At 72.5% G+C, this 26,172-nt stretch carries 32 protein-coding genes; 12 read left to right on the top strand and 20 right to left on the bottom strand.

The window, feature by feature from the left end:
- Positions 1-16: 16 nt before the first annotated feature.
- The 9 genes from AB0H71_RS26410 to AB0H71_RS26370 all read right to left on the bottom strand — a co-directional run bounded on the left by AB0H71_RS26410 (position 17) and on the right by AB0H71_RS26370 (position 7,345).
- The gene (locus tag AB0H71_RS26410; protein ID WP_357026113.1) at positions 17-220 is read right to left on the bottom strand and encodes a hypothetical protein; all 204 of its coding nucleotides are present in this window, start codon (positions 218-220) and stop codon (positions 17-19) included.
- 492 nt (positions 221-712) lie between these two features.
- Positions 713-1,234: a hypothetical protein gene (locus tag AB0H71_RS26405; RefSeq protein ID WP_357026112.1), complete on the bottom strand. Its 522-nt coding sequence runs from the start codon at positions 1,232-1,234 to the stop codon at positions 713-715.
- A gap of 128 nt (positions 1,235-1,362) precedes the next feature.
- Positions 1,363-2,001, bottom strand: coding sequence for a CatB-related O-acetyltransferase (locus AB0H71_RS26400; protein WP_357026110.1), 639 nt, complete (start codon positions 1,999-2,001; stop codon positions 1,363-1,365).
- 67 nt (positions 2,002-2,068) lie between these two features.
- Positions 2,069-2,407, bottom strand: a complete 339-nt coding sequence (locus tag AB0H71_RS26395) for a DUF732 domain-containing protein (protein WP_357026109.1) — start codon at positions 2,405-2,407, stop codon at positions 2,069-2,071.
- Positions 2,408-2,432: 25 nt separating this feature from the next.
- Positions 2,433-2,615 carry a hypothetical protein gene (locus AB0H71_RS26390; RefSeq protein ID WP_357026107.1) on the bottom strand — a complete coding sequence of 61 codons (183 nt, stop codon included), beginning with the start codon at positions 2,613-2,615 and terminating at the stop codon, positions 2,433-2,435.
- 227 nt (positions 2,616-2,842) lie between these two features.
- Complete coding sequence (locus tag AB0H71_RS26385) at positions 2,843-3,310, bottom strand: type II toxin-antitoxin system antitoxin SocA domain-containing protein (RefSeq protein ID WP_357026106.1); 468 nt, start codon at positions 3,308-3,310, stop codon at positions 2,843-2,845.
- An 88-nt stretch (positions 3,311-3,398) separates the two neighbouring features.
- Positions 3,399-4,400, bottom strand: a complete 1,002-nt coding sequence (gene rsgA / locus AB0H71_RS26380) for a ribosome small subunit-dependent GTPase A (RefSeq protein ID WP_357026344.1) — start codon at positions 4,398-4,400, stop codon at positions 3,399-3,401.
- On the bottom strand, positions 4,397-5,707 hold the full coding sequence (gene aroA, locus AB0H71_RS26375; protein WP_357026104.1) for a 3-phosphoshikimate 1-carboxyvinyltransferase: 1,311 nt from the start codon (positions 5,705-5,707) through the stop codon (positions 4,397-4,399). The genes rsgA and aroA overlap by 4 nt, the downstream gene beginning before the upstream one ends.
- Positions 5,708-5,836: 129 nt before the next feature.
- The gene (locus tag AB0H71_RS26370; RefSeq protein WP_357026102.1) at positions 5,837-7,345 is read right to left on the bottom strand and encodes an aldehyde dehydrogenase family protein; all 1,509 of its coding nucleotides are present in this window, start codon (positions 7,343-7,345) and stop codon (positions 5,837-5,839) included.
- A 170-nt stretch (positions 7,346-7,515) separates the two neighbouring features.
- Between AB0H71_RS26370 and AB0H71_RS26365 the strand changes: the two genes are divergently transcribed.
- Positions 7,516-8,289 carry an SOS response-associated peptidase gene (locus AB0H71_RS26365; protein WP_357026101.1) on the top strand — a complete coding sequence of 258 codons (774 nt, stop codon included), beginning with the start codon at positions 7,516-7,518 and terminating at the stop codon, positions 8,287-8,289.
- A 3-nt stretch (positions 8,290-8,292) separates the two neighbouring features.
- Here AB0H71_RS26365 and AB0H71_RS26360 read toward each other — a convergent pair whose 3' ends face one another.
- Positions 8,293-8,556, bottom strand: coding sequence for a hypothetical protein (locus AB0H71_RS26360; protein ID WP_357026099.1), 264 nt, complete (start codon positions 8,554-8,556; stop codon positions 8,293-8,295).
- 124 nt (positions 8,557-8,680) lie between these two features.
- The gene (ybaK, locus tag AB0H71_RS26355) at positions 8,681-9,172 is read right to left on the bottom strand and encodes a Cys-tRNA(Pro) deacylase (protein ID WP_357026097.1); all 492 of its coding nucleotides are present in this window, start codon (positions 9,170-9,172) and stop codon (positions 8,681-8,683) included.
- A gap of 199 nt (positions 9,173-9,371) precedes the next feature.
- On the opposite strand from ybaK, the gene AB0H71_RS26350 reads away from it, so the two are divergent.
- The 4 genes from AB0H71_RS26350 to AB0H71_RS26335 all read left to right on the top strand — a co-directional run bounded on the left by AB0H71_RS26350 (position 9,372) and on the right by AB0H71_RS26335 (position 12,291).
- Entirely contained in the window at positions 9,372-10,016 is a 645-nt protein-coding gene (locus AB0H71_RS26350; RefSeq protein WP_357026095.1) for a sigma-70 family RNA polymerase sigma factor, read from the top strand.
- Entirely contained in the window at positions 10,013-10,315 is a 303-nt protein-coding gene (rsrA, locus tag AB0H71_RS26345; RefSeq protein ID WP_357026094.1) for a mycothiol system anti-sigma-R factor, read from the top strand. The genes AB0H71_RS26350 and rsrA overlap by 4 nt, the downstream gene beginning before the upstream one ends.
- 233 nt (positions 10,316-10,548) lie before the next feature.
- The gene (locus tag AB0H71_RS26340) at positions 10,549-10,764 is read left to right on the top strand and encodes a biotin/lipoyl-binding carrier protein (protein ID WP_067659739.1); all 216 of its coding nucleotides are present in this window, start codon (positions 10,549-10,551) and stop codon (positions 10,762-10,764) included.
- Positions 10,765-10,776: 12 nt separating this feature from the next.
- Positions 10,777-12,291, top strand: a complete 1,515-nt coding sequence (locus AB0H71_RS26335) for a histidine kinase N-terminal domain-containing protein (protein WP_357026092.1) — start codon at positions 10,777-10,779, stop codon at positions 12,289-12,291.
- Positions 12,292-12,393: 102 nt separating this feature from the next.
- Here the strand turns inward: AB0H71_RS26335 and AB0H71_RS26330 are convergent, their stop codons facing one another.
- Together AB0H71_RS26330 and AB0H71_RS26325 are read right to left on the bottom strand one after the other, a co-directional pair.
- A complete protein-coding gene (locus tag AB0H71_RS26330; RefSeq protein ID WP_067659745.1) occupies positions 12,394-12,648 on the bottom strand; it encodes a WhiB family transcriptional regulator in 255 nt (84 codons plus the stop codon).
- Between the two features lie 247 nt (positions 12,649-12,895).
- A complete protein-coding gene (locus AB0H71_RS26325; protein WP_357026090.1) occupies positions 12,896-13,849 on the bottom strand; it encodes a diacylglycerol kinase family protein in 954 nt (317 codons plus the stop codon).
- Between the two features lie 63 nt (positions 13,850-13,912).
- Between AB0H71_RS26325 and AB0H71_RS26320 the strand changes: the two genes are divergently transcribed.
- A complete protein-coding gene (locus tag AB0H71_RS26320) occupies positions 13,913-14,353 on the top strand; it encodes a hypothetical protein (protein WP_357026088.1) in 441 nt (146 codons plus the stop codon).
- 1 nt (position 14,354) lies between these two features.
- Here the strand turns inward: AB0H71_RS26320 and AB0H71_RS26315 are convergent, their stop codons facing one another.
- The 5 genes from AB0H71_RS26315 to AB0H71_RS26295 all read right to left on the bottom strand — a co-directional run bounded on the left by AB0H71_RS26315 (position 14,355) and on the right by AB0H71_RS26295 (position 19,241).
- Complete coding sequence (locus AB0H71_RS26315; RefSeq protein ID WP_357026086.1) at positions 14,355-14,996, bottom strand: endonuclease V; 642 nt, start codon at positions 14,994-14,996, stop codon at positions 14,355-14,357.
- Positions 14,996-15,475, bottom strand: coding sequence for a GNAT family N-acetyltransferase (locus AB0H71_RS26310; protein WP_357026084.1), 480 nt, complete (start codon positions 15,473-15,475; stop codon positions 14,996-14,998). Before AB0H71_RS26310 ends, AB0H71_RS26315 begins: the two co-directional genes overlap by 1 nt.
- A complete protein-coding gene (locus tag AB0H71_RS26305) occupies positions 15,472-16,092 on the bottom strand; it encodes an acid phosphatase (protein WP_357026082.1) in 621 nt (206 codons plus the stop codon). Before AB0H71_RS26305 ends, AB0H71_RS26310 begins: the two co-directional genes overlap by 4 nt.
- A 24-nt stretch (positions 16,093-16,116) precedes the next feature.
- Entirely contained in the window at positions 16,117-17,346 is a 1,230-nt protein-coding gene (locus AB0H71_RS26300; protein ID WP_357026080.1) for a hypothetical protein, read from the bottom strand.
- A gap of 188 nt (positions 17,347-17,534) precedes the next feature.
- Positions 17,535-19,241: a DEAD/DEAH box helicase gene (locus AB0H71_RS26295; protein WP_357026342.1), complete on the bottom strand. Its 1,707-nt coding sequence runs from the start codon at positions 19,239-19,241 to the stop codon at positions 17,535-17,537.
- A 344-nt stretch (positions 19,242-19,585) separates the two neighbouring features.
- Between AB0H71_RS26295 and AB0H71_RS26290 the strand changes: the two genes are divergently transcribed.
- The 3 genes from AB0H71_RS26290 to AB0H71_RS26280 are packed head-to-tail and all read left to right on the top strand — an operon-like array spanning position 19,586 to position 22,289.
- Positions 19,586-20,443 carry a hypothetical protein gene (locus AB0H71_RS26290; protein WP_357026078.1) on the top strand — a complete coding sequence of 286 codons (858 nt, stop codon included), beginning with the start codon at positions 19,586-19,588 and terminating at the stop codon, positions 20,441-20,443.
- A gap of 43 nt (positions 20,444-20,486) precedes the next feature.
- Entirely contained in the window at positions 20,487-21,584 is a 1,098-nt protein-coding gene (locus tag AB0H71_RS26285; protein ID WP_357026076.1) for an alpha/beta hydrolase, read from the top strand.
- An 18-nt stretch (positions 21,585-21,602) separates the two neighbouring features.
- Positions 21,603-22,289, top strand: a complete 687-nt coding sequence (locus AB0H71_RS26280; protein WP_357026074.1) for a ferritin-like fold-containing protein — start codon at positions 21,603-21,605, stop codon at positions 22,287-22,289.
- A gap of 85 nt (positions 22,290-22,374) precedes the next feature.
- Here AB0H71_RS26280 and AB0H71_RS26275 read toward each other — a convergent pair whose 3' ends face one another.
- The gene (locus AB0H71_RS26275) at positions 22,375-23,208 is read right to left on the bottom strand and encodes a helix-turn-helix transcriptional regulator (protein WP_357026072.1); all 834 of its coding nucleotides are present in this window, start codon (positions 23,206-23,208) and stop codon (positions 22,375-22,377) included.
- Between the two features lie 100 nt (positions 23,209-23,308).
- On the opposite strand from AB0H71_RS26275, the gene AB0H71_RS26270 reads away from it, so the two are divergent.
- Both AB0H71_RS26270 and AB0H71_RS26265 read left to right on the top strand, forming a co-directional pair.
- On the top strand, positions 23,309-23,848 hold the full coding sequence (locus AB0H71_RS26270) for a YceI family protein (protein WP_357026070.1): 540 nt from the start codon (positions 23,309-23,311) through the stop codon (positions 23,846-23,848).
- Between the two features lie 97 nt (positions 23,849-23,945).
- Positions 23,946-24,173: a DUF3107 domain-containing protein gene (locus AB0H71_RS26265; RefSeq protein WP_357026340.1), complete on the top strand. Its 228-nt coding sequence runs from the start codon at positions 23,946-23,948 to the stop codon at positions 24,171-24,173.
- Positions 24,174-24,231: 58 nt separating this feature from the next.
- Here AB0H71_RS26265 and AB0H71_RS26260 read toward each other — a convergent pair whose 3' ends face one another.
- A complete protein-coding gene (locus tag AB0H71_RS26260) occupies positions 24,232-24,924 on the bottom strand; it encodes a TetR/AcrR family transcriptional regulator (protein ID WP_357026068.1) in 693 nt (230 codons plus the stop codon).
- A 243-nt stretch (positions 24,925-25,167) separates the two neighbouring features.
- Here AB0H71_RS26260 and AB0H71_RS26255 point away from each other — a divergent pair, with 243 nt between their 5' ends.
- Positions 25,168-26,127, top strand: a complete 960-nt coding sequence (locus AB0H71_RS26255) for a DUF3152 domain-containing protein (protein WP_357026338.1) — start codon at positions 25,168-25,170, stop codon at positions 26,125-26,127.
- Positions 26,128-26,172 lie beyond the last annotated feature (45 nt).

Raw genomic sequence — 26,172 nt, 5'->3', positions numbered from 1 at the left:
GTACGGAGCGCATCTACTACCGCCAGGCGCGCACGAGATCGTCCGGCCCCCAGTGCTCGTCGATCGGCAGGCGGCCCGCCATCCCGACACGGGAGACCGCGACCAGGGCGGTGTCCCGGCCGATGCCGGGCACGCCGGGGAGCGAGCGGGCGAGCGCGTCGTAGTCGTGCCGGTCGAAGGGGCGGTCCTCCAGCCACTTGATCGAGCCGACGAAATGCACGGTATCTGCGGTCGGTGCCCGATCGGCGCCGACCAGGTCGATCTCGGGGTTGTTCTGCCGGTTCCACCATCCGCCGACGGCTTCCAGATCGGGCCAGCGATCCGGCGCGAGGCGCAGCAGTGATTCCGGACGAAGGGTTCGATGGCCCGGCCGCGCCAGGTGGTCCAGGAGCGCTCGATCCGGTTCAGCGCGAGGTCGCCGCGCCCGCGCTCGATCATCGGCAGCCCGCGCTCCAGGAATGCCAGCCAGAAGCGGAGGTAGGAGTCGGTGATCCGATATCGCTTGTTCTTGGTGTCCGGCTTGGTGGAGAGCGGCAGGTCGGTGCCGACGATTCGCTTGGCCTGCAGGGTGTTCAGGATCGGGTGCAGCGTGCCCGCGGGCAGCGCGCCCGCCCCGCCGGAGCGGGCGGCGATGGTGCGTTCGCCGCTGCCGATCGCCTCCAGTACGGCGCGTGTTCGCTGCCCCTCCGGGAACTCGCCGAGCAGCGAGAGCTCACCGGCGACGAGCAGCGGGGCCAGGGGGTCGGTGACCACGTCGCGCAGGAAATCCAGGCGGCTCCGCTCCGGTTGCCAGGAGCGCACGATCTCGGGGAAGCAGCCGGTGATGAGGGTGGCGTCGATGGCGTCGGCGGCGGCGAGCCCGGTCATGGTCTGGACGTCCGCGACGTGCAGCGGCTCGACCGTCATCTTCGTCGCGCGGCCCAAACGGGCGGTCCCGGGAGCCGAGCGCCTCCATCACCGAGATGTCGCTGCCGACCAGCAGCAACAGCACCGGCTTCCCGGAGAGGTGCCGGTCCCACACCGTCTGCAGGGCGCCCTCGAACTCCGGATCCTGTTCGACCGGCCAGGGCACCTCGTCGATCACCGCGATGGCGGGGGTGTCGTCCGGAAGCGCGATGGCCAGGGAGCGCGGTGCCTGATTCCAGTCGCCGGCTCGAATGCCGGCGACGAGCTCGGCCCCACCGAGCGGCGACTGCGCGACGGTCGCGGTGAACTCCTCGGGTCGGGAAGTCACGGCTGGTCCAGGAGTTCTGTGATCGCTCCGGACGTCCCTACCTGGTCTTCCAGGCCACCCGCGGGCGGCATGCGGCGGCGGAGCGCGGGCCACCCCAAACTAAGATCCCAACTAACTGAGATTGGATCCTAGTTTATCGGCGCTGCCGCGACCAGATCGTCCACGCTGCCGGACATGAGCACCCGGACCTGCGCACTCAGGTGCTCGACCGGCCAATCCCACCACGCCACCGCGAGCAGCCGGGCGATGTCGTTGTCGGTGTACCGCTTGCGGAGGACGCGGGCCGGGTTGCCACCGGCGACGGCGTAGTCGGGGATGTCGCGGGTGACGACGGAGCCCGCGGCGACGATGGCGCCGTGGCCGATCCGGACCCCGGGCATGACGGTGACGCCGTAGCCGAGCCAGACGTCGTTGCCGAGGACGGTGTCACCGCGGTTGGGGAGCTCGGTGAGCAGGTCGATGTGCTCGGCCCAGCTGCCGCCGAGGGTGGGGAAGGGGAAGGTGCTGACCCCGTCCATGCGGTGGTTGGCGCCGTTCATGATGAACCGCACCCCGGTGGCGAGCGCGCAGAACTTGCCGATCACCAGCTTCTCGGGGCCGTAGTGGTAGAGCACATTGGCGGTCTCGAAGGCGGTGGGGGTACCGGGGTCGTCGTAGTACGAGTACTCCCCGACCTCGATGAGCGGGGAGGTGACCAGCGGTTTCAGCAGCACCACCCGGGGCTGCCCGGCCATCGGGTGCAGGGCGGCCGGATCGGGTGCGGTCATGGGGGCTCCTCGGCGTCGGCGGGCGCCAAGACGGTAGCCCACCGATCGCCGGGAGCGACAGCGGTTTTCAGGCCCGGTTCTCCGGGCAGTACGCGGCAACGGCGGCGTAGACGAAGAGGTAGGGGAACTCGATGGTCTCGCTCGCGGACTCGGCCAGGTAGATGTGCTCGGAGGGGGAGTTGCCGACCGCCTTCAGGTAGTCGCACTGGGTGTGCGCCAGTTTGATCGCCGCGTCCTGCACCGCACCGGTCTCCTCGTCGTAGTGGCTGTCCCGCAGGAACTGCCGGTCCGCGGCGCTGCGCTGGCCGGCGGTGCCCACGATGTTCGACTGCGGCGCGGCGAGGGCGACCGGTCCGCCGCCGAGCAGCAGCGTGGTCGCGGCGAGGGCGGTGACGAAGGTGCGCATGGGGCCTTTCGGGAGCGTTCGATGGCTATCCGGGAAGGGGCGGAACCTGCGGAACGGCGCCGTAGACGGGGTGGAACGGCCGTACGGCGGTGGTGGTCATGCGGTGCGGCGCAGCCGGATACGCGGGTGAACCGTAGAGCTCGGGCAGCGGCCCGGTGCGGTCCTCCTTCGCGTCCTCGGCGGGAAGCGGGTCGGGCGATCCGGCCATTCGAGACGGCTTTCTGTCGAGCGGGAGAGCAGCGTGCTTGGGAATGCCGCCGGGTGGGTACCCCGGTGGCGGCGGTCCGAACGGTAATGGAAAAGGCTGCCGGAATACCGGTTTCACGCGCCCGAGGAGCGACTGTTCGGGACGGCACCGGCGAGTGGTCGGGGCTCGCCGGTGCGCCGGTGCGGTCGGTTTTCCCGCCCCGCGACAAGCCGGGCGGTCTGCAAGTTCTAGCGGCGGGCGTGGAAGTACTTGGCGATCACGTCGACCGGGATCTCCACATTGCCCTCGTCCTGGTCGGCGAACTCCTGCCAGGCCGGCTCGGCCTGGGTCATATTGCGCAGCTTCCAGCCCGCGATGCCGCCGTAGGTGTTCCAGACCTTGGTCAGGAAGCGGGTGGTGTCGGCGTCGACGGCGTCCCAGTGGAAGGGGTCCTCCTCGGCGAGCACCACCCACCCCGCGCCGAACCCCTCGAACTCGCGGAAGACCGCGGGGACCACCGGCCCGGAGCGCCAGGCCTGCACCGGATCCGCGAAGAGCGGGGCCTCGTACTCGGCGAGGTGGTGCCCCTGCGCGTAGTAGAGCAGTTTCTGCAGCTTGAGGTTGGAGACCCCGGCGTCCTCGGTGGTGGCCCAATCCACGAACCAGCGGCCGATGGTCGGGGCCGGATAGCGGGGCACGGGTTCCGGCGTTGCCATGACATGCTCCTGCCCATCGACGTTCCCTCCCCCGAGTCGTGCAAGCCGAGTTTACGGCCGCACCCGTGCGGCGCCGCCGTTTCCGTTGTCACCAGGGGTCGTTCGAGTTCAGCGCCACCAGCAGGCGGCGGATGGCGGATACCCGCCGCTCCTTGCCCGGCAGCTCGTCGAGCGCGCACTCCGGGTCGGCGGGCGGGCCGAGGTGGGTGCAGCCGCGGGGGCAGTCCTCGATGGCGTCGGCGAGATCGCTGAAGGCGGCGATCACGTCGTCGGGAGTGATGTGCGCGAGGCCGAAGGAGCGCACGCCGGGGGTGTCGATCACCCAGCCGCCGGACGGCACCGGCAGCGCCACCGACTGGGTGGAGGTGTGCTTGCCCTTGCCCACCCCCGACACCGCGCCGACGGCGCGGAAGGCATCCGGGACCAGGCGGTTGACCAGCGTGGACTTGCCGACCCCCGAGTGCCCGATGAAGGCGGTGAGCCGCCCGGTGATCCGGTCGAGCACCGGCTCCAGCGGGTCCTCGATGCCGCCGTGCACGATGATCAGGTCCAGGTCGGCGAAGTCGGTGGCGAAGTCGGACTCGGCGGCCAGGTCGTCCTTGGTCAGGCAGAGCACCGGCTGCAGCCCGCCGACGAAGGCGGCGACCATCGTGCGCTCCACGAAGCCGGTGCGCGGCGGCGGGTCGGCCAGCGCGACCACGATGAAGAGCTGCTCGGCATTGGCGACGACGACCCGTTCGAACGGGTCGGTGTCGTCGGCGGTGCGGCGCAGCACGGTGGCGCGCTCGGCCACCCGGACGATCCGGGCCAGGGTGTCCGGGGCGCCGGAGAGATCGCCGACCACGTCCACCAGGTCGCCGACGACGATCGGGGTGCGGCCGAGCTCCCTGGCCCGCATGGCGACCAGGCGCCGCTCCGGGTCGCCGGCGAGCACGCAGCCCCAGCGCCCGCGGTCCACCGCGACCACCATGGCCTGCTCGGCGTCAGTGTGCAGCGGGCGGGTCTTGGTGCGCGGGCGCGACCGGCCGCCGGGCCGGATCCGGACATCGGATTCGTCGTACCCGGAGGCCGAGCGGCGCTGCTTGCTCAGCGTGCGGCTCCCTGTCCGGCCGGTTCCGGGTCGAGCATGCGCTCCCAGAGCGCGACGAAGTCGGGCAGCGTCTTGGCGGTGGTGCCGATGTCCTCGATCTGCACATCCGCGACCCGGAGCCCGAGGATCGCGCCCGCGGTCGCCATCCGGTGGTCGGCGTAGGAGTGCCAGGTGCCGCCGTGCAGCTCGGCGGGCTCGATCTCCAGCCCGTCCTCGGTCTCGGTGACCCGGCCGCCGAGCCGGTTGATCTCGGTGGAGAGCGCGGCCAGCCGGTCGGTCTCGTGCCCGCGCAGGTGCGCGATGCCGCGCAGCCGGGAGGGCGAGTCGGCGAGCGCGGCGAGCGCGGCCACGGTCGGCGTCAGCTCGCCGACGTCGTGCAGGTCGATATCGATGCCCGCGAGCCGCTCCGGGCCCCGCACGGTGAGCACGCCGTCCACGATCCCGGCCTCGCCGCCCATCCGGACCACGATCTCCCGGATGACATCGCCGGGCTGGGTGGTGAGCCGCGGCCAGTGCGGGATGCTCACCTCGCCGCCGGTCACCGCGGCCGCCGCCAGGAACGGGGTGGCGTTGGAGAGATCCGGCTCCACCTCGCGGTCCAGCGCGCGGATCGGGCCGGGCAGCACGGTCCAGGTCTGCGGGGCGCGCGGATCCGCCGGCGCCTCCACCTTGACATCGGCCTGGCGCAGCATCTCCACGGTCATCTCGATGTGCGGCATGGAGGGCAGCACCGCGCCGCTGTGGTGCACCGTGATACCCCGCTCGAACCGGGCGGCGGAGAGCAGCAGCCCGGAGACGAACTGCGAGGAGCCGGAGGCGTCGATGGTCACCGAGCCGCCGCGCAGCGCGCCCGCGCCGCGCACGGTGAAGGGCAGCGCGTCACCGGTGATGTCGGCGCCGAGCTCGCGCAGCGCGTCCAGGATGGTGCGCAGCGGGCGCACCCTGGCCTGCGCGTCGCCGTCGAAGTGCACCTCGCCGGTGGCCAGCGCGGCCAGCGGCGGCAGGAACCGCATCACCGTGCCCGCGAGGCCGCAGTCCACGGTGCCCGCGTGCAGCGGGGCCGGGGTGACCACCAGCGTGTCGCCGTCGCCGGAGATGCCCGCGCCGAGCGCGCGCAGCGCCCCGATCATGAGGTCGGTGTCCCGGCTGCGGAGCGCGCCGGTGATGGTGGAGGGGCCGTCGGCGAGCGCGGCCAGGACGAGTGCCCGGTTGGTGATCGATTTCGATCCGGGCAGGGTCACGGTCGCGTGCACGGGGACATCGACTTGGGGCGCTGGCCAGAGACTCACCGGTCCATCTTCTCCCATGTGAGTGCCGGCTCGTGAACGCGGTACGGGCCGGAGCCGCCCCTCGACGGTTCCGGCCCGCGGATGGAGTGCGTGGCCGACGCCGTTGTCACGCCACGCACCCCCGCCCGGAAAGGGCGGTCCGACCCCTTACTTGTTGCGCCCGTGCAGCACCGGGACGACCTTGCGCAGCAGGTTCACGGTCGACTTGGTGCGGCCGAAGCTGAGCAGCGCCATGCCGGGCACGGTGAACTTCTGGATGGCGATCGAGTGCGGCCGGGCGAACTCCTTCAGCCCGGGCTCGCCGTGGATCCGGCCGATGCCGGAATCCCCGACGCCGCCGAAGGGCAGCCCCGGGATGGCGGCGAAGCCGAGCACGGAGTTCACCGAGGTGGCGCCGACCCGCAGCCGGCGCGCGATCTCCAGCCCCCTGCTCTTCGAGAAGACCGCGGAGGAGAGGCCGTACTTGGAGCTGTTCGCCAGCTCGATCGCCTCGTCCACGCTGTCCACCGTGCGCACGGTGACGGTGGGGCCGAAGGTCTCCTCGACCACCGCCTCCGAGGACTCGTCCACGTCCACGAAGACCACCGGCTCGATGAAGGCGCCCTTCACCGACTCCGGCCCGCCGAGCACCGCCTTGCCGCCGCTGGCCAGCGCGGCGTCGATGTGCCGCTTCACGATGTCGATCTGGCTCGGCATGGTCATCGGGCCGTAGTTGGCGTCGTCGCCGGAGCCCGGCTTGACGTCCTTCAGGATCCGGGTGAGCTCGGTGACGAAGGGCTCGCGCACCGAGCGCTCCACGTATACCCGCTCGACGCCGGCGCAGGTCTGGCCGCTGTTGCCGGCCGCGCCGAAGGCCACCGCGTCGGCGGCGGCCTTGATGTCGGCGTCCGCGGCGACGATCACCGCGTCCTTGCCGCCGCACTCCAGCAGCACCGGGGTGAGCCGCTCGGCGGCGACCGCCATGATCTTCTTGCCGGTCGCGGTCGAGCCGGTGAAGGCGATCTTGTCGATATCGGCCTTGACCAGCTCGGCGCCGGTCGCGCCGAAGCCGTTGATCCCGACGAAGACGCCGTCCGGCAGCTCCGGGTTGGCCGCGCGGAACGCCTCGACCAGGAAGTTGCCGATGCCGGTGGAGAACTCGCTCGGCTTGAACACCACGGTGTTCCCGGCGGCGAGCGCGTACGCGATCGAGCCGTTCGGGGTGTAGACCGGGTAGTTCCAGGGGCCGATGATGCCGACCACGCCGAGCGGGCGGTACTCCAGCCGCGCCGAGAAGTTGGACATCAGCGGGCCGGAGGCGATCCGCTTCGGGCCGAGCACCTTCTTGGCGTTCTTGGCGGCCCAGGCGATGTGCTCCAGCGCGAGCATGAGCTCGAGGAAGGCGTCGTCGTGCGTCTTCCCGGTCTCCCGGTGGATCAGGTCGGTGAACGCGTCCGACTCGGTGACCAGCCGGGTGGACCAGCGCAGCAGCGCCTTGCGGCGGTCGTCGAAGCTCAGCGCGCCCCAGGCGGGGGCGGCGGCGCGGGCCTTGGCGACGGCCGCGCGCACCGCGTCCGCATCGGCGATCGGATAGGTGGCGATGACCTCACCCGTGGCCGGGTCGACCGATTTCAACGCCGTCTCGGGAGCGGCCGGGGTGGTCTCGGTGGTTGTCACGGTGGGTTCTCTCCTTGTAACTGGGGGTGGCCGGTCGGTGCGCGACCGGCGCGTGAGGGTGGCGTGCGTCACCACCGCTGAGAGAATGCTAGGCCATATTTCTCACCAGGTCACCCCTGGTGTAGTCGATTGTCCCCGACGTCGTCGGCTCGCGGTGGGACTATCGAGGCATGTGCGGACGATATGCGACCACGACCGATCCAGGGCGGTTGGCAGCGGAGCTGGACGCCATCGACGAGGTCGAGGCGGTGGAGACCACGCCCAACTACAACGTCGCCCCCACCACCCAGGTGCTCACGGTGGTGCGCAGACACGACCACGAGCACCCCGACGACGAGCCGCGGCTGCGGGTGCGCCGGATGCGCTGGGGGCTGATCCCGCTGTGGGCGAAGGCCGCCGAGCCCGGTGTTCCGGTCAAGGGGAAGCCGCTGTTCAACGCGCGGGCCGACAAGGCCGCGACCACGCCGTCCTTCCGGGACGCGGTCAAGAAGCGGCGCTGCCTGGTGCCGATGGACGGCTGGTACGAGTGGCTGGTCGAGCCGGGCGCAGGCAGGGGCAAGGCCGTCAAGCAGCCGTACTTCATGGCCGCGGCCGAGGGGGAGCGGCTGTACATGGCCGGGCTGTGGTCGGTCTGGCGGGACCGCGCCGTGCCGGACTCCGCGCCGCTGCTCTCCTGCACCATCCTCACCACCGACGCGGTCGGCGAGCTGACCCGGATCCACGACCGGATGCCGCTGCCCATGCCGCGCGAGCACTGGGACGCCTGGCTGGACCCGGACCACCCGGCCCCGGCCGAGCTGCTCGCCACCCCGGCGGCGGCCACGGTCGCGGATATCGTGCCGCGCCCGGTGTCGCCGCTGGTGAACAGCGTGCGGAACAACGGGCCGGAGCTGCTCGCGCCGGTGCGGCCGAGCGAGCGGTCCGAGCAGATCAGCCTGCTCTGAGGGTCAGAGCGGGCACTGCACCGCCGGGTTGGCGACGGCGAGCCCGCACTTGGCGGCGTCGGCGAGCAGGTCGATGAGCTCGGCGGCGAGGTTGCCGCCGTAGTCCGCGGCCCGGTCGCCGGGGTTCGGGGCGTCGTCCGCGCCCTTGCCGTCGAAGGGGAAGTCGGCAACCGGGGTCACCGCGGGCGCGGCGGTGGCTTGCGCGCCCGCCAGACCGGTCAGTGCGGTGGCGGTGAACAGGGCGGCGAGCAGGCGGGACGCGGACATGTCACTCCTCGGTTCGGCGCGGACGCGGTGATACGGATCACGTATACCCAGAGCGTGGCGGCGGAATCGCGGGTCCGCGCGGTGCCGGTGGTCGTCCGGCGCGATCGGGCGGGCGCGGCGCCGCTCAGGCGGCGATCGCCGCCGTGCTCGCCGCGGTGAGCCGGACCAGATCGGCCGGGGCGAGCTCGATCTCCAGCCCGCGGCGCCCGGCGCTGCACAGCACCCGGTCCCAGCCGAGCGCGGAGTCATCGATCACGGTCGGCAGCCGCTTGCGCTGACCGAGCGGGGAGATGCCGCCGAGCACATAGCCGGTCGCGCGCTGCGCGGCGGCGGGATCCGCCATGACCGCCTTGGCGGCGCCGAGCGCCGCGGCCGCCGCCTTGAGCGCGAGCGAGCGCGGCACCGGGACGACGGCCACCGCGAGCCCGCCGGTGTTCAGGCTGATCACCAGGGTCTTGAAGACCTGCCCGGCGGCGATGCCGAGCTCGCCGGCGAGCGCGTCGACCGCCTCGGTGCCGTAGGAATCGGCGCGCGGATCGTGGCCGTAGGCGTGCACCCGGTGCGCGACGCGCGCGGCGGTCAGGGCTTTGATCGCGGGGGTGGAGGCTCCGGCCATGTGCGCAACGGTAGCGGGAACACCGCGCGGTGCTCGCGGCGTTGCACGCCGTGAGAGCGAACCAACCGAAGGAGGAGTGGTGCCCGTTCTGGTCGAGGAACGCCCGGCGTGGGCCGCGGCTTCGCCGAATGACCTGCGGTTCCCGGTCGCCTCGGACCTGCCGGTAGATTTGGCGGGTACGGCGACCGAAGGGATTCGTGTGACGAGCGACGATGACACCGGAGCCGGCCCCGCGGACGACAGCGGCGCCGGACAGGAGAGCGACGACGCGCGGTCCGAGCGGTTCGAGCGCGACGCGCTGCCGCTGCTGGACCAGCTCTACGGCGCCGCGCTGCGGATGACCAGGAACCCGGCCGACGCCGAGGACCTGGTGCAGGAGACGTACGTCAAGGCATTCCAGGGCTTCAAGTCCTTCAAGGAGGGCACCAACCTGCGTGCCTGGCTCTACCGGATCCTGACGAACACCTACATCAACTCCTACCGCAAGAAGCAGCGGCAGCCCGCGCAGTACCCCACCGACGAGATCACCGACTGGCAGCTCGCGGCGACGGCCGAGCACACCTCGACCGGGCTGCGCTCGGCGGAGGTGGAGGCGCTGGACGCGCTGCCGGACGACGACATCAAGGCGGCGCTGCAGGAACTCCCCGAGGAGTTCCGGATGGCGGTGTACTACGCCGACGTGGAGGGCTTCCCGTACAAGGAGATCGCCGAGATCATGGGCACTCCGATCGGTACGGTGATGTCCCGGCTGCACCGCGGGCGGAAGCAGCTCAAGGGGTTGCTCGCCGACGTGGCGCGCGAGCGGGGGTTCAACCGGGCGGATCGGCAGGAGGTCAGGCAGTGAGCGAGCTGGACGAGGGCACGCCCGAACCCGACCTGGAGCTGGACTGCACCGCGGTCCTCACCGACGTCTGGCTCATGCTGGACGGCGAGTGCGACGCCGCCACCAGGGCCAGGCTGCAGCACCACATGGAGCACTGCTCGCCGTGCATCGAGGCGTACGGCATCGAGGAGAAGATCAAGAGCCTGCTCAGCCGCAAGTGCGGCGGCGACCGGGCGCCCGCCTCGCTGCGCGACCGGCTGACGCTGGAGATCAGGCGATCGGTCACGATCACCCGGATCGAGAGCACCGACCAGGGCTGAGACGAGAAACGAGCGGCACGCGTCCTCCGGTGGAGGAGCGTGCCGCTCGTGCGTTCCGGCCGCGATTCAGGAATTGGGCCGCTTGCCGTGATTGGCCGCGTTCCCCTTGCGGCTGCGCTTCTTACGTCCGCGCTTACCCATAGGTAGTCTCCCTTCTGACTGATTCACGGCCATTCTTCCACGTGTGGTTGGCTGTAACCGCAGCGGATGGGCCGATGCGAGGACGGGGTGTCATGGCTGAGGAAGTGCGGGCGGAGATGGTCTCCACGGTGCTGACCGTCGAGGTCGCGGTGGGTGACACGGTGCGGACCGACCAGACCCTCGTGCTGCTGGAGTCCATGAAGATGGAGATCCCGGTGATCACCGAGTCGGACGGCGAGGTCACCTCGATCGCGGTCGAGCCGGGCCAGGTCCTGCAGCAGGGCGATCTGATCGCCGTCATCTCCTGATCCGGGGCGTTCGTGGCCACTCTGAGCGAGCTGCTCGCGGAACATACCGACCTCCCCGGCCTCGCCGTCGACCACCTGCAGCGGGTGGTGGGTGACTGGCAGCTGCTGGCCGACCTCTCCTTCGCCGACCTGCTGCTCTGGGTCGGCGCGGGCCCGATCGACCACGGCGCCGACATCGTCTGCGTCGCCCAGTGCCGCCCGACCACCGCGCCCACCGTGCACCTCGAGGACCGGGTCGGCACCGCCGCCTCCAGGGACGAGCACGCGCAGGTCTTCGAGGCGCTGCGCACCGGGCGGATCGTCCGGGCGGACAGCGAGGTGGAGGCCGCGGGCGTCTACCACCCGCACCCCTCGCACGCGGTGCGCGAGGCCATCCCGGTGCGCTGCGGCGACGATGTGATCGCGGTGCTCAGCCGGGACACCGACCAGCAGCGCTCGCGGGCCCGCAGCGCGCTGGAGACCGCCTACGTGGCCTGCTCCGACGACCTGTGCCAGATGATCGCCGACGGCACCTTCCCGACCACCGAGGACCGCGCGGCAACGCACTCCAGCCCGCGCGCGGGCGACGGCTTCATCCGGCTGGACACCGACGGCACCGTCGTCTACGCCAGCCCGAACGCGCTCTCGGCCTACCACCGGATGGGGCTGCAGAGCGATCTGGCCGGGCAGGACCTCGCCATCACCACGCGCTCGCTGGTCACCGACCCGTTCGACGCGCAGGAGGTGGTCGGCGACATCCAGGCCGCGCTGGCCGGGCGCACCGGCAGGCGGATGGAGGTGGAGGCGCGCGGCGCGACCGTGCTGCTGCGCACCCTGGTGCTGCGCCCGCACGGCGAGCTGGCCGGCGCCGCGGTGCTGGTGCGCGACGTCACCGAGGTCAAGCGCAGGGACCGCGCGCTGCTCAGCAAGGACGCGACCATCCGGGAGATCCACCACCGGGTGAAGAACAACCTGCAGACCGTGGCGGCGCTGCTGCGGCTGCAGGCCCGCCGCACCGAGAACCCCGAGGCGCAGGTCGCGCTCACCGAGTCGGTGCGCCGGGTGACCTCCATCGCCTCGGTGCACGAGATGCTCTCCATGTCGGTGGACGAGGAGGTCGATCTCGACGAGGTGGTGGACCGGCTGCTGCCGATCATGGCCGACGTGGCCACCGTGCACACCGCGCGGATCAAGGTGCGGCGCGCCGGTTCGCTCGGCGTCTTCTCCGCCGAGCGGGCGACGCCGCTGGTCATGGTGCTGACCGAGCTGGTGCAGAACGCCATCGAGCACGCCTTCGACGCCGGCGAGAACGGCACCGTCACCATCCGCTCGGAGCGCTCCGCGCGCTGGCTGGATGTGATCATCAGCGACGACGGCCGCGGCCTTCCGCCCGGCTTCAGCCTGGAGGCGTCGGACCGGCTCGGGCTGCAGATCGTGCGCACCCTGGTGACCGCCGAGCTGGGCGGCTCGATCGGGCTGCACCCCGGCGCCGACATCGGCACCGACGCGGTGCTCCGGGTGCCGCTCGGCAGGCGTCCCGGGCGCTAGGCGACCGGGCCGCGGAAGCAAGAAAGCCCGGCACCACGGGGGTGCCGGGCCGGTGGCATCCACCGAGCCGGGCTGGGCTCGGGTTCAGCCGGCCGTCGAGAACTAGACGACGGTGCGGGTTCGGGTGCGGGCGTTGCGACGCTTCAGCGCCCGGCGCTCGTCCTCGCTCATACCACCCCACACGCCGGCGTCCTGCCCGGACTTCAGGGCCCAGGACAGGCAGTCGGCAGTGACAGGGCAGCGAGCGCAGACCAGCTTGGCATCAGCAATCTGCGCGAGCGCAGGACCACTGTTACCCACCGGGAAGAACAGTTCGGGGTCCTCGTCGCGACAGATGGCATTGTGGCGCCAGTCCATTCCTCTGCTCCTTGTCATGGGCGCCCCGAAAGACGCTGTGCTTTGTTGGTGATCAGTTCACTTGTGCGTATCGAATGTTTCCGCACGGTTGCTTGTGAATGCTTTCACGAACACCGTAGATGTCAATAGGTCCGCGGTGCACCGTGTGGAAGCTCACGCTGCGAAGAAACCCCTCGGGGATCCTGCCCGGTCCTTTGTACTCGCTATACCCGGTTTGTGCAGCCCAACCATGCGGGTTTGGCCGGGATCACACCCGGGGGAGCGGCGGCGGGGCGATGACGCCGAGCATGTCCGGCACCGCCGTGAACTCCACCGCGGTGCGCTGGCCGAGGTAGTCGCCATCGATTTGCAGCCCGATCGGCTCCCGCGCCTCGACCCGGACGGACTTCACGTCGTCGTCCCGGAAAAGGTTGCGTGACTTGGGGTTTCCCGCCGGTCTGAGGAGCTGCGCGGCGAGCATCAGGGTGGGCGCGACGGCGGTGGTGCGGACCGCGAAGAGCCCGAGCCCGGTCTCGAACCTGGTGCCGGGGTTGGTGTGCACCGGGGTGCTCTCCAGATAGGTCCACGGTGTGGTGTTGGTGACGAAGGCGTAATGCACATCGTCGATGGGTGCGTGGCCGGGGATGTGCAGCCGGACCTTCGGTTCCCGGCGCTTCGCCCGGAAGAACTCGCGGATGGTGGTGCGGACGTACCGCGCCGGGGTCGCGGCCCTGCCCCTGGCCCGGCTCGCGTCGATCGCCGCGCAGACCTCGGCGTCCAGCCCGACCCCGGCGCTGAAGGTGAACCAGCGGTCCTCGGCGAGGCCGAGCCCGATCCGGCGGTCGGAGCCGGTGCCGAGCAGCCCGATCAGCTGGTTGGTCGCGGTCACCGGGTCCGGCGAGATGCCGAGCGCGCGGGCGAAGACATTGGCCGAGCCGCCCGGGATCACGCCGAGCCGGGGCAGCCAGGCCTGGCCGTCGTCCACCTCGGGCAGCGGCAGGAAGCCGTTGATCGTCTCGTTGACGGTGCCGTCGCCGCCGTGCACGACGATCAGGTCCATCTCGTTCGTCGACGCCCACTGCGCCAGCTCGGCCGCGTGGCCGCGGTGCTGGGTGTGCGCGACGGTCAGCTGGGTCCGGCTCTCCAGTGCGTGCGCCAGCAGATCGCGGGTCGCGGCGGTGGTGGAGGTGGCGTTGGGGTTGACGATGAGCAGCGTCCGCACACCGGAAGCCTAGTTGGCGGATCGCGCCAGTGCCGCCGGGGCGGCCCTCGCTAGGCTGGGCGGGTGGTCGACAGCGACGAGAACGAGGTCTCCGGGCAGGGTGCGCGCACTGCGACGCCGAACTCGGTGCGCGGGGCAGGGGCCCTGGTGGCGCTGGAGGGCGCGGTGGCGGTGGTGGTGGTGATCGTGCTGGTCGTGCGTGGGTTGCAGGGCCACGATCAGAGCCAGGCCAGCGGGTACGGCACCGCCGCGTGGTTCGGCATCCTCGGCGGCGCGGTGCTCGCCGCCGGGATCGCGCTGCTCGCCGGGCAGCGCTGGGGCCGCGCCATCGCGGTGATCGCCCAGGTGCTGCTGCTCCCGGTCACCTGGTCGCTGCTCACCGACTCGCACCAGCCGTTCTACGGCGCCCTGCTCGGGGTGGTCGTGGTCGGCGCCCTGGTCCTGCTCTTCGCGCCGGGCACGAATCGCTGGATGGCGGCGGAGTACGGGGTCGAGGCGCCCTGAGTCAGCCGCCGGCGCGCAGCGCGTCCCGGCACAGCCGATCGGCCCGCCGCGTGGTCTCCGGGAGCCGGTAGGCCGGGGTGAGGCCGAGCACGAGCGCGCAGGCGGAGTCCAGATCGGCGCGGTGCCCGACCGAGACGTACACCGGCTTGACCCCCTCCCGCGTGCGCAGCGCCCGGCCGACCACCTCGCCGTCCACCGTGACGTCGGCGGCGGCGCCGCGCTCGCGGCCCGGCTCGGCGTGCTCGCCCCACGCGTTCTTGGCGACGCCGACGGCGGGCAGCCCGGTCAGCACGCCGAGGTGGCAGGCGAGGCCGAAGCGGCGCGGGTGCGCCAGCCCGTGCGCGTCGCAGACCAGCACGTCCGGCGGGGTGCTGAGCTGTTCCAGGGCGCGCAGCGCGGTGGGGAGCTCGCGGAACGCGAGCAGCCCGGGCAGGTAGGGGAAATCGGTGTGGCCGTGGGCGACGGCCGTGGTGACCGGGGTGAGGGTGGCCGCGTCCAGGACGACGACGGCGGCGGCCACCGCGCCCGCCTCGGTGTAGGCGGAGTCCAGCCCGGCGACGGTGCGGATGGCGGTGGGGAGCGGGGTGATCGCCACCTCGTGCCGCAGCCGCTCCTGCAGCGCGATCGCGGCGGCGGCGTCCATCAGCCGGCGGTGGCGGCGAGGTCGGTGAGGGCGGTGCCGGCGAGGCGGTAGCCGATCCAGTCGTCCTGGGGGACGGCGCCGAGGGCGCGGTAGAACTCCAGCGAGGGGGTGTTCCAGGTGAGCACCGACCAGGCCACTCGGCTGTAGCCCTTGTCGACCGCCTCGGCGGCGAGCGCGGTGAGCAGGGCCTTGCCGTACCCGCTGCCGCGGGCCTCCGGGGTGACGTAGAGATCCTCCAGGTAGATGCCGTGCACGCCGTCCCAGGTGGAGAAGTTCAGGAACCAGATGGCGCTGCCGACCACCCGGCCGTCCGGCTCCGCGGCCACGTGCGCGAAGAGCGCGGGGGCCGGGCCGAAGAGCGCGCCGTGCAGCTGCTCGACGGTGAGCGTGCACTCGTCGGCGGCCTTCTCGTACGCGGCGAGGTCGTGCACGAGGCCGACGATGGCGGGGATGTCGGCGGGGACTGCGCGGCGGATCACTCGGGAGCTCCTTCGGGTGCGGGGGCCGGGCCGGCCAGGTTGTGCGCGAGCAGGGTGCGGACGTCGCGGTCGAAGCCGAGCACCGAGACGCCGCCGGTGACCATGGAGAAGCGCCGCCCCTCGACGATCGGGAACTCGTTCCAGCGCGCGATGAGCGCGCGGGAGAAGTGGCCGTGGCCGACCAGCACCACGTCACGCCCGGCCAGCACCGGAAGCATCCGGTCCAGCACCGCGTCCGCGCGCGCGGTGACCTGCGCGGCCGATTCACCGCCGGGTACCGCGCCGGTCCAGATGGTCCAGTCCGGCACGGTCTCCCTGATCTCCTCGGTGGTGCGGCCCTCGTAGTCGCCGTAGTCCCACTCGGCGAGCTCCGCGTCCACCCCGTCCGGGGTGAGCCCGGCCAGCTCGGCGGTGTGGACGGCGCGCCGCCTCGGGCTGGTCAGGACGAGCGGGGCGCGCAGGGCGAGCCCGGCCAGCACCGGGCCGGCGACCGCGGCCTGGTGCTCGCCGAGCGCGGTCAGCGGCAGGTCGGTGCGGCCGGTGTGCTTGCGCAGCGTCGACCACGGGGTCTCGCCGTGCCGGAGCAGGACCAGCCTGGCCTCGTCGAGTGCGGACATGGCTCCCATCATGTCCCCCCGTGCTCAGCCGAGGGCGTGCACCCGGCCGTCGCGCAGCTCGAGCACGGTGGAGCCGCTCACCGCGAGCGCCACCGGGCCGGTGCTCGCGCCGCGGTCGACCGGGATCCGGCCGAGCACCTCGCCGGTGAGCGGGTCGAGGACGAGGACGGCGCCGGGCGCGGGCAGCAGCAGCCTGCCCGCCATGGTCGCGGGCGTGCCGATCGCCTCCGGCGCCACCCAGAGCGGGTCGAACGAGGTGACGTTCAGCGCGATCACGCTGTTGCCGGTGAAGAGCAGCGCGGCCGAGCCGATCCGGGTGAGCGCCGCGGAGTCGGCGAGCGGCGCGGAGAGCTCATGCGTGGTGACGCCGTTGCCGGTGCCGTCGTAGACCTCCAGCCGGGGCGCGGCCACGGTGCCGTCCGGGCCGGGACCACCGGGCAGCGCGACCAGGATGCGGTTCTCGGTCACCGCGAGCACCCTGGCGCCGGGGGCGTCCGCGCCGGGGGAGGTGAGCACCCGGGAGCCGAACTCCTCGGGCACGGTGTTGTCCTTCGGCGCCGGATCGAGCACGGTGAGCCGGGCGGAGGCGTCGCCGGGGCAGCGCTCCAGCACCGCGAGCCGGGACGCGGAGGAGGCCGCCGAGCGCAGCTCGCAGTCGCGCCGCGGCTGGGTCTTCACGTTCACCGGGGCGTCGACGTAGCCGTACTCCAGCGTGCGCACCAGGTCGGAGCGCCACACCTCCAGCCTGCGGTCGCCCGTGGCGAGGGTGTAGGTGCCGTCCACCGTGAGCCGGATCGCGCCGTCGGCGTAGCTGCTGCGCGCGGTGCGGCGGGCGCCGGTGTCGGCGGCGAGCATGGTGGTCTCGCTGCAGCCGCGGTCGTCGCGGTAGGTGGCGATGACGGTGCCGAACTGGGTCTCCAGGCCGCAGAGCGGGAGGTCGCGGCGGTAGTGCCAGAGCTCGGCGCCGGAGGTCGCGTCGCGGCCGGTGACGGTGCCGCCCTCGCCGGTGATCAGCACCGCGCCCGCGACCAGGACCCGGGTCGAGACCGGGTCGGGCACTTGCCACAGCTCGCGCAGCGCGGCCGGGACGGTGCCCGCCGCGGGCGGGGGCGCGACGGTCGTCGCCGCCGTCGCCGATTCGGTCTGCCGCGCGCCCGAGTTCACCCAGACCACCAGGGTCGCGAGCAGCACGAGCGCGGCGATCCCGGCGGCGGTCAGGAGGTCGGCGCGGGTTCGCCGCTCGGGTTCGAGCACGCCAGCGAGCGTAGCGCAGGGGTTGTGCCGCGCCCGGCGCGACGGAGCGCGGTTCGTCGCGTCCGGCGCGACGGGGCGTGCGGCGCGGGTTGCACTCGGTGTTCCCGGCAGCGGCCGGACGGATGTCGATGCTCCGGAGACGCGACCGCCGGCGCACCGTGATGGTGCGCCGGCGGGCGGGTGCGAACTCAGGCTTCGGCGGTGGCCTCGGCCGGGGTGGCGGTCTCGCCGGACGGCTTGCGCCGCCTGCGGCGCCGGCGGGCGGGCTTGTCGGCGGCGTCATCGGACTCCGTGTCGCCGTCGGCCTCGGCGGTGCCGGCGGGCGCCGTCACGTCCGCGGGGGTATCGGCGACGTCGACGCCGGACCCGTCGGCGACCGGCGCATCCCCGGCGCGCCGCCTGCGGCGCCGCTTGCGCGCGGGCGCATCACCCGCATCGACATCGGCAACGGCGGTGCCATCGGCCTCGCCGTCGACGGGCTGCCCGGCCCGCGTCCGCCGCCGCGACCTGCTGCGCGGCTCCCGCGCCGGCCGCTCGACGACGACCGCGTCCTCGTCCCGCTCCACCCGCGCCTTGCGCAGGGTTCCGGTGACCCCCTCCGGAATGCCGAGCTCGGCGAAGAGGTGCGGCGAGCGCGAGTAGGTCTCGACCGGCTCCGGCATGCCGAGCCCGAGCGCCTTGTCGATGGCGGCCCAGCGGTTCAGCTCGTCCCAGTCGATGAGCGTGACGGCGACGCCGGTGCGCCCGGCCCGCCCGGTGCGGCCGATCCGGTGCACGTAGGTCTTCTCGTCCTCCGGGCACTGGTAGTTGAGGACGTGCGTGACGTCGTCGATATCGATGCCGCGCGCCGCCACGTCGGTGGCGACCAGCACGTCGATCTTCCCGTTGCGGAACCGGTCCAGCGCCTTCTCCCGCGCGATCTGCCCGAGGTCGCCGTGCACCGCGCCGACCGCGAAGCCGCGCTCGGCCAGATCGTCGGCGACCTTCTGCGCGGTCCGCTTGGTCCGGGTGAAGATCATGGTGGCGCCGCGGCTCTCCGCCTGCAGCACCCGCGCGACCAGCTCCGCCTTGTCCAGCGCGTGCGCCCGGTAGACGAACTGCGTGGTGCGCTCGTGGATGGCGGAGTCGTGCGGCTCCTCGGCCCTGATGTGCGTGGGCCGGGTGAGGAAGGTGCGGGCCAGCGTGATGATCGGGCCCGGCATGGTGGCCGAGAAGAGCATGGTCTGCCGCTTCTCCGGGACCATGGTCAGGATCCGCTCGATGTCCGGCAGGAAGCCGAGGTCGAGCATCTCGTCGGCCTCGTCCAGCACCAGCACCCCGACCTTGCCGAGGATCAGGTGCTGCTGGTCGGCCAGGTCCTGCAACCGGCCGGGGGTGCCGACCACCACGTCGACGCCGGAGCGCAGCGCGGCGATCTGCGAGTCGTACGGGCGGCCGCCGTAGATCGAGGTGACCCGCAGCGGGCCCTGGTGGTTGCGCAGGTACTTGCTCGCGTTCTCCAGGTCCTGGGTGACCTGGATGCACAGCTCGCGGGTGGGCACGATGACCAGTGCCCGCGGGGTGCCGTCCAGCGGCGCGGTGCCGTCGGCGCTCGCGATCCGGTTCAGCAGCGGGACGCCGAAGCCGAAGGTCTTGCCCATTCCGGTGCGGGCCTGGCCGATCAGGTCCTCGCCCGCGAGCGCCAGCGGCAGGGTGAGTTCCTGAATGGCGAAAGTACGTTCGATTCCGATCTCGGTGAGCGCGCGGACGATTTCGTCGCGAACCCCCAATTCGGCGAATGTCGGGGCGGCGTGCGTCGCATCCAGTTCGGCGGTCAGCAGCGTATCCGCCAGCCCCGGTTCCTGTTCGACAGTGATCTTGCTCAGGTTCGTGCCTTTCCTCGTCGATCGCATCAGCGCGCACGAGGTGCCGGGCCTGGCGGCCCGCGACGACCACGTTTCTCCTCGGTCGACACCTGCTCGGCTCGCTGCCGGACGATCGGGGCAGGCAGCCCCTGGACGGGGGCCTGCTCGAGGGATCGTCGGCGCGGCGCGGCGGTGCCGCGGATTCGGTGCGCGCACATTTCCCGGCAACGGAGTCCCGAGTTCGGGTGGTGTTTCGCCGAGTTGTCGCCCCGGCAAACTTCCGTTGTCCGCAATGATTGTAGCGTGCTATTGTTCCGCGCTCGGAATGCCGGGTTCGCACAATTGCGATCGCCCGGCGGTTTGTCCTCGGCGAACGCCCACGTACGCTGCGGCTCATGGCAATTCATCCGGCCCGGCGAATCTGGACGACGCTCGAACCGCTGCACGATGTGGTGTATTTCGGGTCCGGGGTGAAGGAGGCGGGCACCGCCGTCGGGCTGCGCGGTTACTGGCAGACCTACTTCGCCTTCCGGGCCGCGCCGCTCGGCGCCGTCGCGCCCGCCGCGGTGCTCGCCACCTTCGCCGGATTCCACCGCGACATGGTCGTCAGGGCGCTGCCGGACGCCTGGACCCGCGCGACCCCGGAAACCTGCCTGGCCGCCCGCTCGGAGATCGCCACCGCGCTGCTCCGCGGTGCGGGCGCCGGTGCCGCCGAGTGCGCCCGCGCGGTCGAGCTGCTCGCGCCGGTGCAGCGCGCCGCCGACCCCACCGGCCGCCCGCTCTTCGCCGCCAACGCGGCGCTGCCGCTGCCCGCCGACCCGGTCGCCGCGCTCTGGCAGCTGGCCACCGCGCTGCGCGAGCACCGCGGCGACGGCCACGTGGCCGCGCTGGTCGGGGCGGGCGTCACCGGGCGGCAGGCGCTGGTGCTGCAGGCGGCGGCGGGCAAGGTGCCGGTCTCGGTGATCCGGCCCGCGCGCGGCGTCAGCGAGCGGGAGTGGGCGGACGCGGTCGACGAGCTGCGCGCCGCCGGGCTGGTCTCCGGCGAGCCGGACGGCCCGACGCTCACCGGCAGCGGCGCCGCGCTGCTGCAGCGGGTCGAGCGGGTCACCGACGAGGCGGCCTGGAACGGCGCGCTGGCCGCGCTGCCGAGCGATGCCGCCACCGAGCTCACCACCTCGCTGGCGCCGTTGGTCGACGCGGTGCAGCGCGGCATCGTCCCGGCGGTGAGCCCGGTCGGGCTGCGGCGCGAGTGATCCTCGGCACGAAACCCAACTACCCGGTACCGACGGTATCGTGATGTGCGACATTGATGCGGTGAGCATCGTCGCCGCTGTTACCCGCGCCGCCCGCAACGCGCTGGCGCTGACCCCGCTCGGCTCCGGCGTCGGGGCGCCCGAGCCGATCCCCTCCGACGTGCTGCACGTCGAGCCGCACCTGACGCTGCGCCGCTACCACCACGCGGCCCCGGCCGACGCCCCCGCGGTGCTGCTGGTGCCGCCGCTGGCCGCCCCGGCGAGCTGCTTCGACCTGCGGCCGGGGCAGAGCGTGGTCGAGTTCCTCGGCAGCACCGGCCGGGCGCCGTACCTGGTCGACTACGGGCCGGTGGGGTACGCCGACCGGCGGATGGGGCTGGAGGACTGGATCGACCGCATCCTGCCGGAGTCGGTGCTGCGCACCTCGGCGGAGCGCGGCGGCGAGCCGGTGGACCTGGTCTGCTGGTCGCTCGGCGGCACGCTCGCGCTGCTCACCGCGGCCGCGCACCCGGAGCTGCCGATCCGCTCGGTCACCGCGGTCGGCTCGCCGCTCGACTACGGCCGCATGCTCGGCGTGCCGCAGCTCCGGCTGCTGGCCGCGCCGACCGGCGGGCAGCTCACCTCGGCGGCGATCCGGGCCGCGGGCGGGGTGCCCGCGCCGCTGACCCGGCTCTCCTACCGCCTCTCCGCCTGGGACCGCGAGCTCACCAGGCCGTTCTTCGTCGCGAGCAATCTGGCGAACACCGAGGCGCTGGCGAAGATGCAGACCATCGATCGTTTCCTCGCCGATATGGCCGGCTACCCCGGCCGCTTCATGGACCAGGTCTGGCGCCGCTTCGTGCTCGCCGGCGACCTGGAGTCCGGCGTGCTCCGGCTGGGCGCGCGCCGGATCGCGCTGGCCGACGTCACCGCGGCGGTGCTGCTGATCGGCGGCCCGCGCGACGCCATCACCGCGGCGGGCGCGGTGCGGTCCGGGCTGCGCACCCTGACCGGCGCCCGCTCGGTGCGGTACGAGACCGCCCCCGGCAGCCATCTCGGCATCCTGACCGGCCCGGATGCCTCGGCTACCACCTGGTCGCACCTGGACGGATTCCTCGCCGAGCAGGTCGCGGTGCCGGGCGGGGTCGTGCCGGTCGGGTAGCGGGCTAGTCTGGTGCGCATGGGAGTCGAGTCGCCTGCCGACGTGTCCTCGTCCGAGCCGGCCGTGGCCGCGGAGCACCCCGGGGTGAACGATCTCTTCGCGGTCCTCGCCTACGGTGAGATCTCCGCCTTCTACCGGCTCGCCGAGGAGGCCGCGCTCTCCCCGACGCTCTCCGGCAAGGTGCTCGCGGCCAAGATGGCGGCGGCCGAGATGGGGCACTTCCGCACCCTGGAGGCGGCGCTCGCCGAGCGCGGCGTCGACGTGTACGCGGCCATGGACCCCTTCATCCGCGCCCTGGACGACTACCACGCCTCCACCGACCCCTCCACCTGGCTGGAGTCGATGGTCAAGTTCTACGTCGGCGACGGGATCGCCGCCGACTTCTACACCGAGATCGCGGGTGCGCTGCCGACCGAGGTCGGCGCCGTGGTGCGCGATGTGCTGGCCGAGACCGGGCACTCGCAGTTCGTCGTCGACGAGGTGCGGAACGCGGTGCAGGAGAACCGCTCCGAGCGCGATCGGCTCACGCTCTGGGGGCGCAGGCTGCTCGGCGAGGCGATCACCCAGGCGCAGTACGTGATGGCGCAGCGGGACGAGCTCACCGAGCTCGTGCTCAGCGCCACCGGCGATCTGAACGGCATGGCGAAGCTCATCGAGCGCATGCAGGCCGGGCACGCCGCCCGCATGGAGGCGCTCGGTCTCTGAGACCGTCCCGGACCGCGCGGTCCTGGGCGTCGCCGGGTCGGTACTCGGCCGGGTGCGGGCCGGGCCCGGGTGCGCGGCCTCGCCGCTACTCGTTGACCGCGCGGTCGCCGTGCACGAGGCGCAGCCCTGGCTCGCGGGTGAGCGCGCGGTCCGGCAGCCACACCACGACGGTGTGGTCGCGCTGCGTCTCCAGCGTCTCCATGGTGATCGTCACGGCGCCGTGCGCGGGGTGCTCCAGCCGCAGCGGGGTCGGCGCGGGCTCGGCGGCCAGCCGCGGCGCCCAGCGCTGCGCGAACTCGGGGATCCCCCGCAGACCGTCGACGAGTTCGCGCAGCTCCCGGTCCGCCGGCCAGCGAATGCTCGCCCGGTAGAGCTGGGCGGTGAACGCCTCCGCGACGGCGGCCCGGTTGCGCAGCACCCGGTGCGCGGCCTCGTGCCGGAAGACCCAGTAGGCCAGGTCGCCGGGGTGGTCGAGCAGGCCGAGCGGCGCGGCGAACTCCTCCCAGCCCCGGTTGCCGGTGAGTACCGTGAGCCCGCGGCCGAGCACGAAGGCGGGCGTCGGATCGAGCGCCCGGATGATCGCCTCGACGCTCGCAGGCACCACCCGCGCGGGCGCGTGCGCGCCGGGGCAGCGATCCTCCCGGCCCGCGGTCAGCGCGAGCATTCCGAAGTGGTGCCGCTGCGCGTCGTCGAGTAGCAGTGCGTTCGCGAGCGCGTCCACGATGGCGATCGACGGATTGCTGTCCCGCCCCTGCTCCAGCCGGGCCAGGTAGTCGACGCTCACCCCCGCGCGCACGGCGACCTCCTCGCGGCGCAGCCCGGGCGTCCGGCGCCGGCCCGCGCCGGGCAGCCCGACGTCGGCGGGGCGCAGCTCGGCCCTGCGCGCGACGAGGAACTCGGCGAACCTGTTGCCTGACATCGCTCCATGATGCCCAATCCGGGGAGCCCCAGCCTGGCCCTGCCGGGGCCAGGATAACCGCGGCCTTGGTACCCCCGCCCGGTACGGGCAGCGTGGAGCCATGACCACGAGCACGAACGACACCCTGCTGAAGCCCGGCGCCTGGACCCTGGACGCCAACCACTCCTCGGTCGGCTTCACCGTCCGGCACCTCGGCATCGCCAAGGTGCGCGGCCGGTTCACCTCCTTCCAGACCGAGTTCGCCGTCGACGAGGCCGGGCTGGCCACGCTCGGCGCCACCATCGCGCTGGATTCCTTCGACACCGGCAACCCGGCCCGCGACGAGCACGTGCGCACCGCCGACTTCCTCGACGTCGCCAACCGCCCGACCCTGACCTTCCGCGCCGCCGCCCCGGTGCGCGTCGCCGAGAGCTTCACCGTCGAGGGCGAGGCCACGCTCGGCGACAAGAGCACCCCGGTGACGCTGGAGGTGGAGTGGGGCGGCGTGCAGCAGTTCCCCGGCGACGAGAAGCTGCACGCCGGCTTCTCCGCCACCGGAAGCATCGACCGCACCGCGCTCGGCGTCGGCGCGCCCGCGCCGGGTTTCCTGAGCAGCACGGTCAAGATCGAGCTGGAGATCCAGCTGGTGGAGCCCGCCTGAACTGTTCGCTGACAGCACAGCGGCCGTGTGCCGCCCCGGTGACGTGCTCGACTAGCCTGGGATCGACAGCACAGGACTCTAGGTTCGGAGGTTGACCGTGGAGGTCAAGATCGGTATTTCGGATAGCCCGCGGGAGCTCGTGATCGCCAGCTCGCAGACCCCGGCCGAGGTCGAGTCCCTGGTCAGCGGCGCGCTCGGCGGCGACAACGGGGTGCTGGCGCTCACCGACGAGAAGGGCCGCAAGTACCTGATCCAGTCCGCTAAGGTCGCCTACGTCGAGATCGGCACCTCCGCCGCGGGCCGGGTCGGCTTCGCCGCGGTCTGAACCGATCGCCCACGACGAGGGCCCCGCACCGATTCGGTGCGGGGCCCTCGTCGTCGGGTCAGGGCCGCTCGAGCGGGTGCTGCAGCGGAACGTGCGAGAGCCCGCCCCAGGCCAGCGCGACGGTGGTGTCCACCGCCTCCTCCTTGGGGATCGGCCGGTCCGCCTCCAGCCAGTACCGCGCGGTGAACTGGCTGGCGCCGACCAGCCCGACCGCGAGGATGCGGGCCCGGTACGGGTCGAGCCCGGAGTCGTGCGCCACCACGTCGAAGACGGCGTCCACGCAGGCCTCGGTGGCCTGCTCGACCCGGCGCTGCACCTGCGGCTCGCTGGTCAGGTCGGACTCGAAGACCAGCCGAAAGCCCTGCTGCTCGTTGTCGACGAAGTCGTAGTACGCCTGCACCGCCGCCCGCACCCGCTGCCGGTTGTCGGTGGTCGAGCGCAGCGCCTGGCGCACGCTGGAGACCAGCATGTCGACGTAGTTCTGCAGCACGGCGACGTACAGCTCGAGTTTGCTGGTGAAGTGCTGGTACAGCACCGGCTTGCTCACTCCTGCGCACTGCGAGATCTCGTCCATCCCGGAGGCGTGGTAGCCACGGAGCACGAAGACCTCACTCGCGGCCTGGAGTAGCTGCTGCCTGCGCTCATCGCGCGGCAGCCTGGTGCCACGTTTGGTCGCGGTCGCACCGCGGTTGCCCGCGGGCTGGGGATCGGGCGACGAGTTACGCGCCATCCGATCCACGAGGTCAGTCATTTCGGCTCTCCCAGTCGGCGCCCCGGCAAGAATGGGGTTTGCACCGGGTATCCCAAGCACGATACCAATTGTCGCCCGCCGCTCGTGCCCGCCCGTGATTACCGGCCCAACACCGCTGCGGCATGCGGCGATTCGGGGCAGACTGGCCGCTGTGAGAGTCTGTCTTCCGTGACCGACCGACCGGAACCACCATCCGGCGCCGAGCTCGACCGCCTTCCCGTCGCGGCCGGTGGGGCCCCGCCCGTGCTCTACAGCCCGCCGGATCGCTCCCGCCAGCCGCTCGCCGCGAGCTGGAATCCCGCCGCCGACGGCCCGCTCGCAGACGAACCGGAGCCGCGCCGCGGGCCCGTCCGGCGGTTCCTCTCGACCTACGGCTGGCGCGCCTACGCGCTGCCGGTGCTGCTCATGGTGACCGTGCTGGTCGGGGTGGACGCGGTGCGCGGCGGCGGGCCGCCCGCGGTGGTGGCGAACGGGGTGCCCGGCTTCGGCACGCTGAGCCCGCGCGCCGACGACGTCGGCATCATCGGCGCACCGCCCGGCGACGGAAAGTTCCCGGCCGACCTGCCCACCGGCGCGCTGCCGGACGGCGGGCCGTTCACCGAGGTCGGCGCGGGCACCTGGCGCGTCGTGCCGGGCGGCACCGGGCAGGTGGGCCACGGCACGCAGTACGTCTTCACCTACACCGTCGAGGTGGAGGACGGGGTGGACACCGCGGCCTACGGTGGGGACGCGGCGGTCGCCACGATGGTCGACTCCACGCTCGCCAACCCCAAGAGTTGGGGCCACGATTCGCGCTTCGGCTTCCGCCGGGTGGACCGGGGCGACGCCGATTTTAGGGTGGCGCTGAGTACCAGGGCGAGCACCAGGAAGGCCTGCGGCTTCGATATCCCCATCGACTCGTCCTGCTACAACGCCGACTCCGAGCAGGTGGTGCTCTCCGAGGCGCGCTGGGTGCGCGGCGCCCCCGCCTTCGAGGGCGATATCGGCTCCTACCGGCAGTACCTGGTGAACCACGAGATCGGCCACGCCATCGGCTACCACCAGCACCAGCCGTGCGAGACCGACGGCGGGCTGGCGCCGGTGATGATGCAGCAGACCTTCGGCACCGACAACAACGCCATCGCCACGCTGGACCCGAGCGGGGTGGTTCCCATGGACGGCAAGCGCTGCCGCTTCAACCCCTGGCCGTACCCCCGGGGGTGAACGCACGCTCCGGGTGCGCGACGATGGCCGGGAAGAACCGGCCGG

It is taken from the genome of Nocardia sp. NPDC050697, assembly GCF_040654395.1.
Taxonomy (GTDB): Bacteria; Actinomycetota; Actinomycetes; order Mycobacteriales; family Mycobacteriaceae; genus Nocardia.
Note: the sequence above shows the minus strand (reverse complement) of the source record. Positions and strands in the feature narration are given on the sequence as shown.

What these genes read in the sequence shown, in the direction of transcription:
- AB0H71_RS26400 (WP_357026110.1), bottom strand. Translation starts at nt 2,001, where the DNA reads ATGACCGCACCCGATCCGGCCGCCCTGCACCCGATGGCCGGGCAGCCC.
- AB0H71_RS26395 (WP_357026109.1), bottom strand. Translation starts at nt 2,407, where the DNA reads ATGCGCACCTTCGTCACCGCCCTCGCCGCGACCACGCTGCTGCTCGGC.
- AB0H71_RS26390 (WP_357026107.1), bottom strand. Translation starts at nt 2,615, where the DNA reads ATGGCCGGATCGCCCGACCCGCTTCCCGCCGAGGACGCGAAGGAGGAC.
- AB0H71_RS26385 (WP_357026106.1), bottom strand. Translation starts at nt 3,310, where the DNA reads ATGGCAACGCCGGAACCCGTGCCCCGCTATCCGGCCCCGACCATCGGC.
- aroA (WP_357026104.1), bottom strand. Translation starts at nt 5,707, where the DNA reads ATGGGAGAAGATGGACCGGTGAGTCTCTGGCCAGCGCCCCAAGTCGAT.
- AB0H71_RS26365 (WP_357026101.1), top strand. Translation starts at nt 7,516, where the DNA reads ATGTGCGGACGATATGCGACCACGACCGATCCAGGGCGGTTGGCAGCG.
- AB0H71_RS26360 (WP_357026099.1), bottom strand. Translation starts at nt 8,556, where the DNA reads ATGTCCGCGTCCCGCCTGCTCGCCGCCCTGTTCACCGCCACCGCACTG.
- ybaK (WP_357026097.1), bottom strand. Translation starts at nt 9,172, where the DNA reads ATGGCCGGAGCCTCCACCCCCGCGATCAAAGCCCTGACCGCCGCGCGC.
- AB0H71_RS26340 (WP_067659739.1), top strand. Translation starts at nt 10,549, where the DNA reads ATGGCTGAGGAAGTGCGGGCGGAGATGGTCTCCACGGTGCTGACCGTC.
- AB0H71_RS26330 (WP_067659745.1), bottom strand. Translation starts at nt 12,648, where the DNA reads ATGGACTGGCGCCACAATGCCATCTGTCGCGACGAGGACCCCGAACTG.
- AB0H71_RS26315 (WP_357026086.1), bottom strand. Translation starts at nt 14,996, where the DNA reads ATGGACGCCGCCGCCGCGATCGCGCTGCAGGAGCGGCTGCGGCACGAG.
- AB0H71_RS26305 (WP_357026082.1), bottom strand. Translation starts at nt 16,092, where the DNA reads ATGTCCGCACTCGACGAGGCCAGGCTGGTCCTGCTCCGGCACGGCGAG.
- AB0H71_RS26290 (WP_357026078.1), top strand. Translation starts at nt 19,586, where the DNA reads ATGGCAATTCATCCGGCCCGGCGAATCTGGACGACGCTCGAACCGCTG.
- AB0H71_RS26285 (WP_357026076.1), top strand. Translation starts at nt 20,487, where the DNA reads ATGTGCGACATTGATGCGGTGAGCATCGTCGCCGCTGTTACCCGCGCC.
- AB0H71_RS26280 (WP_357026074.1), top strand. Translation starts at nt 21,603, where the DNA reads ATGGGAGTCGAGTCGCCTGCCGACGTGTCCTCGTCCGAGCCGGCCGTG.
- AB0H71_RS26275 (WP_357026072.1), bottom strand. Translation starts at nt 23,208, where the DNA reads ATGTCAGGCAACAGGTTCGCCGAGTTCCTCGTCGCGCGCAGGGCCGAG.
- AB0H71_RS26270 (WP_357026070.1), top strand. Translation starts at nt 23,309, where the DNA reads ATGACCACGAGCACGAACGACACCCTGCTGAAGCCCGGCGCCTGGACC.
- AB0H71_RS26260 (WP_357026068.1), bottom strand. Translation starts at nt 24,924, where the DNA reads ATGACTGACCTCGTGGATCGGATGGCGCGTAACTCGTCGCCCGATCCC.